Raw genomic sequence first — 6,936 nt, forward strand, 5'->3', positions numbered from 1 at the left:
CGTCAGCGCGGTCGAACGGGCCGGGCTTTCGGGTCTCGCCGAGGGCCAAAAGGTCAACTTCGAGGCCAAGACCGACAAGATGCGGGGCAAAGTCAGCGCTGAGAATCTCTCGCTGGCCTAAGCTCTCCAGTGCCGTTTCACGGATGTACTGAAACGGCCGTGCGACCCGCTCGATCCCTGGATTGAGCGGGTTTTGTCCGTTGCCAAGCAGGGTGGAAGATGAGCGCCAGGAAATCGGCAGAACCTTCACCCGCAGGTATCGCGCGTTCCAACCGCCAACGCCTGGCGGCTGAAGAGGGCGCGCGCGCGATGGCGGATGCCGAACGGCAGTCCGCCGAACTCCGCAAGAACATGGCGCGGCTACGCGAGTTGCGGGAGGCCAAGGAAGCGGCCGACGCAGATATTCGCGCGTCGTTGCCGGCGCCTGTGCCGAAGAAGCGCGCGCKGAAATCGCCGCGATAGAGCGTTTTCGAGCGAAGTGGATACCGGTTCGCGGCAGGAAAACGCGTCAAAACAAGAATCTAGAGCCCCGTTCCGATTTCATTGGAATGGGAAAGGCTCTAGTCGGGTTCGATAGCGCCGACGATCACTCCAGGAGGGCCGGTCACATGCCAAAGAGTGCGGGTCGTGCCTAGGATCAAGCCGGATAAAGGCGGCACCATCACCTTTTTTCTCGCGCTTGGCGCGGGTCGACAGATGTGCCGGCTTGCCACCACGTTTCAGACGCAGAAGCAGGCCTTCAGCTATCTCCAGAAGTACCGGACGGAGTTCGAGCGTATCGCGCGGATACGGCTGGCTTCCGGCGAACTTGAAGACGGGATCGTCGTGCTCTCGATGCTATAGGCCGATGCTACAGGCCAGGCGCGGGCGCCGATCGTGAGGCGCCCCTTCATGCCGCTCCCTATTCGGAGCGACCACTCGGCTTGGACTCGCGGGGCTTGGCTTCGCGGGCCAACCGCTCCGCCTTCAGCCGCTCACGGTTCTCGTGGAAGGAGTGCTGGTCCTTCGCATAGTCGTTCATCGGCTTGTGCGTGTTGGCAGGCTTGAACGCCTTGTTGGCTTCACGCTTGGCGCGATCAGAGGATTGATGTCTCAACATATCGACCTCGGTTTGATCAACGGGCGTGGTCCTGGCAAGGGCCGGGCGCGACGCCTCCCGCTCGCAAGCTGAGATGGGTCGACTTGTCACCCTCGGGACGAGGAGGACAATTCTTCAGCGTTGGGCAGGTATTCTGCGAGGCGCTCGGTCACTCGCTGTGGAAGCGGCTCGCTCGCATTTCCGGGAGCGCGCCGGCGAAAGAATAACGGCCGGCGACTGCATCGGTTCCCTCCGGACCCGTCCTTAATTTGGCGTCGGCCGGTTCATCGCAGCAAGCGTGCCGATGGCGGGATGCAGTCCCTCTCGCCGCCAACAAAAAGGCCGCCGAAACCGGCGGCCTTTCGTGTCTCTGGTCGAACCGCTTACTCCGCGGCCTGCTTCTGCGGCGGGTCGAGCGCGCCGGACTTGTGGATGTCGGCGACCTGGTGATCCGAGAAGCCGAGCACGGAGCGCAGGATCTCGTCGGTGTGCTCGCCGAGCAGCGGGGAGCGCTCGACCTCGCTCGGGGAATCCGACAGCTTGATCGGGTTGCCGACCGAGATGTACTTGCCGCGGGTGGGGTGGTCGACCTCGACCACGGTGCCGGTCGCGCGCAGCGACTGGTCCTCGGCGATCTCCTTCATCGACAGGATCGGGCCGCAGGGGATGTCGTCCTTGTTGAGGATTTCCATCGCCTCGAACTTGGTCTTGGTCATCGTCCACTGCTCGATGCGGGCGAAGATCTCGTTCAGCCGCGGCAGGCGGGCCGCCGGCTTGGCGTAGTTCGGATCGGTCTTCCAGGTCGGCTCGCCGATCACGTCGCAGATCTTCTCCCAGACCGGCGCCTGGGTGATGAAGTAGATGTAGGCGTTGGGATCGGTCTCAAAACCCTTGCACTTGAGGATGCGGCCGGGCTGGCCGCCGCCCGAGTCGTTGCCGGCGCGCGGCACGGCATCGCCGAACGGAATGCCTTCGCCGAACTGGCTGTATTCCTTGAGCGGGCCGTGGGCGAGGCGCTGCTGGTCGCGCAGCTTGACGCGGGCGAGGTTGAGCACGCCGTCCTGCATCGCGGCGGTGACGCGCTGGCCCTTGCCCGAATGCGTGCGCTGATAGAGCGCGGTGACGATGCCGAGCGCCAGGTGCAGGCCGGTGCCGCTGTCGCCGATCTGCGCGCCGGTGACGAGCGGGAGGCCATCGCGGAAGCCGGTGGTCGAGGCGGCGCCGCCGGTGCACTGCGCGACGTTCTCATAGACCTTGCAGTCCTCGTACGGTCCGGGGCCAAAACCCTTGATCGAGGCGACGATCATCTTCGGGTTGATCGCCTGGATCTTCTCCCAGGGGAAGCCCATGCGGTCGAGCACGCCGGGGCCGAAGTTCTCGACCAGCACGTCGCACTTCTTGATCAGCTCGGTGAGGACTTCCTTGCCCTTGGGGTTCTTGGTGTCGAGCGTGATCGACCGCTTGTTGTGGTTCAGCATGGTGAAATACAGGCTGTCCACGTTCGGGATGTCCTGCAACTGGCCGCGGGTGATGTCACCCACGCCCGGGCGTTCAACCTTGATCACGTCGGCGCCGAACCAGGCGAGCAGCTGCGTGCAGGTCGGTCCGGACTGGACGTGGGTGAAGTCGAGAATGCGAACGCCCGTGAGCGCTTTGGTCATCGTATTGCTCCGTATACTCTGTCTGCCCCGCAGGGAGTAATGGGTTGAAGGGGAGGACTAAAGCGCGTTTCGCGCTTTAGCTTTTTGTTTGGGCATGATCTTTCCGGAAAACCGCTTCRCACTTTTCCGGATCATGCCTTACTTCTTCTTCTGCAAGACGCTCTGCGGATTGAGGTTGCCGATGCGGCCGCTCTCCGAGCCGGCGGCCGGATCGATCACCGCGTTGATGAGCGTCGGCTTGCCCGAGGCCATCGCCTCGTTGACGGCGCGCTTGAGCTCGTCGGGCGAGGTGGCATTCACGCCGACGCCGCCGAAGGCTTCCATCATCTTGTCGTAGCGCGCGCCCTTGACGAACACGGTCGTCGCGGGATCCGCGTTGACGCTGTTGACGTCGGTGCCGCGATAGATGCCGTCATTGTTGAAGATGACGACGCAGATCGGAAGGTTGTAGCGGCAGATGGTCTCGACCTCCATGCCGGAGAAGCCGAAGGCCGAGTCGCCTTCCACCGCGAGCACGGGATGGCCGGTCTCGAGCGCGGCGGCGATCGCCTGGCCCATGCCGATGCCCATCACGCCCCAGGTGCCGACGTCGAGACGCTTGCGCGGCTTGTACATGTCGATGACGCCGCGGGCGAGGTCGAGCGTGTTGGCRCCCTCGTTGACGAGGATCGCCTCGGGATGGTCCTTGATGACGTTCTTCAGCACGCCGAGCGCGCCGTGATAGTCCATCGGCGACTTGTTGTTCATGAGCTTCGGCGCCATCTTGGCGACGTTCTCGTCACGCTTGGACACGATGGCCTTGGTCCATTCGGCCGGCGGCGCGGTCCAACCCGTGCTGATCRCCTGATTGAAGGCCGATACGACCGAGCCGATGTCACCGACGACGGGCGCGACGATCTCGACGTTGGAGTCCATTTCCCTCGGCTCGATGTCGACCTGGATGAACTTCTTGGGCGCTTCGCCCCAGCTCTTGCCCTTGCCGTGCGAGAGCAGCCAGTTCAGCCGCGCGCCGATCAGCATGACGACGTCGGACTCTTTCAGTACCGTCGAGCGGGCCGCGCCGGCGCATTGCGGATGCGTATCGGGGAGGAGGCCCTTGGCCATGCTCATCGGCAGGAACGGCACGCCGCTCTTCTCGACGAAGCTCTTGATCTCCTCGTCGGCCTGCGCGTAGGCCGCGCCCTTGCCGAGGATGATGAGCGGACGCTTTGCGCTCTTGAGCACGTCGAGCGCGCGCTTCACCGACGCAGGCGAGGGGATCTGCGCAGGCGCAGCGTCGATCACCTTGACCAGCGACTTCTGGCCGGCCTCGGCGTTCATCACCTGGCCGAACAGCTTGGCCGGCAGGTCGAGATAGACGCCGCCCGGACGGCCCGAGACGGCGGCGCGAATGGCGCGGGCGAAACCGATGCCGATGTCCTGGGCGTGCAGCACGCGATAGGCCGCCTTGCACAGGGGCTTGGCAATCGCGAGCTGGTCCATTTCCTCGTAGTCGCCCTGCTGCAGGTCGACGATCTCACGCTCCGAGGAGCCCGAGACCAGGATCATCGGGTAGCAGTTGGTGGTCGCGTGCGCGAGCGCGGTGAGACCGTTGAGGAAGCCGGGCGCGGAGACCGTGAGGCAGACGCCGGGCTTCTTGGTGAGGTAACCGGCAATGCCCGCGGCATAGCCGGCGTTCTGCTCGTGGCGGAAGGAGATCACGCGAATGCCGGCGGCCTGCGCCATGCGGCCCAAGTCCGTGATCGGGATGCCCGGCACATTATAGATGGTGTTGATGCCGTTCAGCTTGAGCGCGTCGATGACGAGATGGAAGCCATCCGTCAATTCCTGCTCGGTGCCCGGTGCCTCGGACTTGGTCGCGGTGTTCAGCATGGGCCTTGTCTCCCTGGTCTCAATACTGGGGCGAATGTTTCGCCCTTCTGGTGAACGTTGCTAGGTAAAGAGTTCCTGGCCGTGCGCTTCGACGTAAGCGGCAAGGCCAAGGGTGTGGTCGCGGGCGCGCTTCTCGGCGAGCTCGGTGTCGCGCGCTTCCAGTGCTTCGATCATGCCGAGATGCTCGGGCAGCGAGGTCGCGGTGCGGTCCTTGCGTCCGATGGTCAATTGCCGGTAGCCGCGCACGTGCAGCAGGAGGTCGTTGGTGAGATCGACCAGCACGGGGGATTCCGACAGCGAGATCAGCGCCTGGTGGAAGGCGATGTTGGCGCGCGAATATTCCTCGACGTGATCCTCGGGCAGGCGGTCCTTGCCGAAGTCCTTGAAGTAGTCGCGCAGCGCCGTGATGTCCTTCTTGCGCGCGGTGGTGGTGATGAGGCGGGCCGCCATGCTCTCCAGTGCCGCCCAGGCGCGGATCATGTCGACGATCTCGCTCTTGGTCCGGCGCACCACCATGATGCCGCGGCGCGGAACGGTCTTCACGAAACCGTCCTGCTCGAGCATCGCGATCGCTTCGCGGATCGGCGTGCGGCTGACACCCAGGCGCTCGGACAGTGCGCGCTCGTCGAGCATCACCGGCTCGGGCGTCGAGTAGATGTCCATCTTGAGGATGGCTTCCTTCAAGGCGTCATACGCCTTGTTCTTGAAGCTGCTCTCCGGGGCAATACGAACGATTGCGATATCTGCCTCGGCCATGTTCGGCAACGCCTTGGTTGGTTTCCGCAGTGACACGACGAATCTCCTCCAGTGGGAGTCGTCTTTTACAGGATTATTAACGGGAAAGTTTTTGGCATACCACATGCCAGAATGTCAAGCTGCCTATTTTTTGCGGCATTCCAGGCAGTGCCGCAGCTTGACAAATTGGCTCCTGGCATACCAAATGCCATCGCCAGCCATTTTTGATCCAAGCCGGCGGAGTAATCTCGGGCTTTATGCCACTCCGTCCCGCCGCATGGAACAGAGCGCGGCGAATGGCAAGCATCACGGGCAGCCGCAATACGCGCGCGCTTTGCAAAGAACGAACTAGGTCAAGGGAGAAGCCACATGTCCAATTCCAAAGATGCCGTCCGCAAGGTGCTCGACCAGGTCAAGGCGGACAATCGCACCAGCCTGACGGCGCCGGAAGGCAAGCTGGTCTGCGACGCCTACGGCATTCCGGTGCCGAAGGAGGGCGTGGCAAGGTCGGCGGGTGAGGCCGGCAAGATGGCCGCCTCGATGGGCTTCCCGGTCGTGATGAAGATCGTCTCGCCCGACATTCTCCACAAGACCGAAGCCGGCGGCGTCATCGTCGGCCTCAAGACGGCCGAGGATGCCGAGAAGGCCTACGAGACCATTCTCTCCAACGCCAAGAAATATAAGTCCGACGCCAAGATCGAGGGCGTCCAGGTGCAGCAGATGCTGGCCGGCGGCACCGAGGTCATCGTCGGTTCGATCACCGACGGATCTTTCGGAAAGCTGGTCGCCTTCGGCCTCGGCGGCGTGCTGGTCGAAGTGCTGAAGGACATCACCTTCCGCCTCGCGCCCGCGACCAAGGAAGACGCGCTGTCGATGCTCGACGGCATCCAGGCCCATGAGATCCTGAAGGGCGTGCGCGGCGGCGAGGCGGTGAACCGTACGGCGCTGGCCGACGTCATCGTCAAGGTCTCGCAGCTCGTCACCGATTTCCCTGAGATCGTCGAGCTCGACCTCAATCCGGTGTTCGCGACGGCGAAGAGTGCGATTGCGGCCGACGTCCGCATCGTCGTCGACTTCGCCTATGTGCCCAAGCCGAAGCCGCGCCCGACCGAAGAGATCGTAGCTGCCATGAGCCGCATCATGCAGCCGAAGGCGGTCGCCGTGGTCGGCGCCTCTGCCGAGGACGGCAAGATCGGCAACTCCGTGATGAAGAACCTCATCAACGGCGGCTACAAGGGCGACATCTATCCGATCCATCCCAAGGCCACCGAGATCCTCGGCTACAAGGCCTACAAGAGCGTCAAGGACGTGCCGGGCGTGATCGACACCGCGGTGTTCGCGATTCCCGCGAAGTTCGTGGCGGCTGCGCTGACCGAATGCGGCGAGAAGAAAATCCCGGGTGCGGTGCTGATCCCGTCGGGCTTTGCGRAGGCCGGCGCGCCGGAGCTGCAGGCCGAGATCGTCGAGGTCGGCAAGAAGTACGACATCCGCCTGATGGGGCCGAACATCTACGGCTTCTACTATACGCCCGCCAATCTCTGCGCGACCTTCTGCACCGCCTATGACGTCAAGGGCCACGCGGCGCTGTCT

7 protein-coding genes and 1 pseudogene are annotated in these 6,936 nt (G+C 63.6%); 4 read left to right on the forward strand and 4 right to left on the reverse strand.

Features of this window, described 5'->3' with window-relative positions:
* The 3 genes and pseudogenes from AC1D00_RS19965 to AC1D00_RS19975 all read left to right on the forward strand — a co-directional run.
* Positions 1 to 121: pseudogene (locus tag AC1D00_RS19965) on the forward strand (cold-shock protein); the annotation flags it as partial.
* Positions 122 to 219: 98 nt separating this feature from the next.
* Entirely contained in the window at positions 220 to 462 is a 243-nt protein-coding gene (locus tag AC1D00_RS19970) for a transcriptional regulator (protein WP_477011843.1), read from the forward strand.
* 156 nt (positions 463 to 618) lie between these two features.
* Positions 619 to 843: a hypothetical protein gene (locus AC1D00_RS19975; protein WP_027546333.1), complete on the forward strand. Its 225-nt coding sequence runs from the start codon at positions 619 to 621 to the stop codon at positions 841 to 843.
* Between the two features lie 58 nt (positions 844 to 901).
* Here AC1D00_RS19975 and AC1D00_RS19980 read toward each other — a convergent pair whose 3' ends face one another.
* The 4 genes from AC1D00_RS19980 to AC1D00_RS19995 form a co-directional block, all read right to left on the reverse strand.
* A complete protein-coding gene (locus AC1D00_RS19980; RefSeq protein ID WP_477011844.1) occupies positions 902 to 1,099 on the reverse strand; it encodes a hypothetical protein in 198 nt (65 codons plus the stop codon).
* Between the two features lie 362 nt (positions 1,100 to 1,461).
* Complete coding sequence (gene frc, locus AC1D00_RS19985) at positions 1,462 to 2,739, reverse strand: formyl-CoA transferase (RefSeq protein WP_135172603.1); 1,278 nt, start codon at positions 2,737 to 2,739, stop codon at positions 1,462 to 1,464.
* Between the two features lie 138 nt (positions 2,740 to 2,877).
* On the reverse strand, positions 2,878 to 4,611 hold the full coding sequence (oxc, locus tag AC1D00_RS19990; RefSeq protein ID WP_477011845.1) for an oxalyl-CoA decarboxylase: 1,734 nt from the start codon (positions 4,609 to 4,611) through the stop codon (positions 2,878 to 2,880).
* Between the two features lie 60 nt (positions 4,612 to 4,671).
* Positions 4,672 to 5,367, reverse strand: a complete 696-nt coding sequence (locus AC1D00_RS19995) for a GntR family transcriptional regulator (RefSeq protein WP_166819518.1) — start codon at positions 5,365 to 5,367, stop codon at positions 4,672 to 4,674.
* A gap of 348 nt (positions 5,368 to 5,715) precedes the next feature.
* On the opposite strand from AC1D00_RS19995, the gene AC1D00_RS20000 reads away from it, so the two are divergent.
* Positions 5,716 to 6,936: acetate--CoA ligase family protein (locus AC1D00_RS20000; RefSeq protein WP_477011846.1), on the forward strand; the 1,221-nt coding region annotated here is incomplete at its 3' end.

The sequence above is a fragment of the Bradyrhizobium sp. P2_E8 genome (assembly GCF_056403875.1).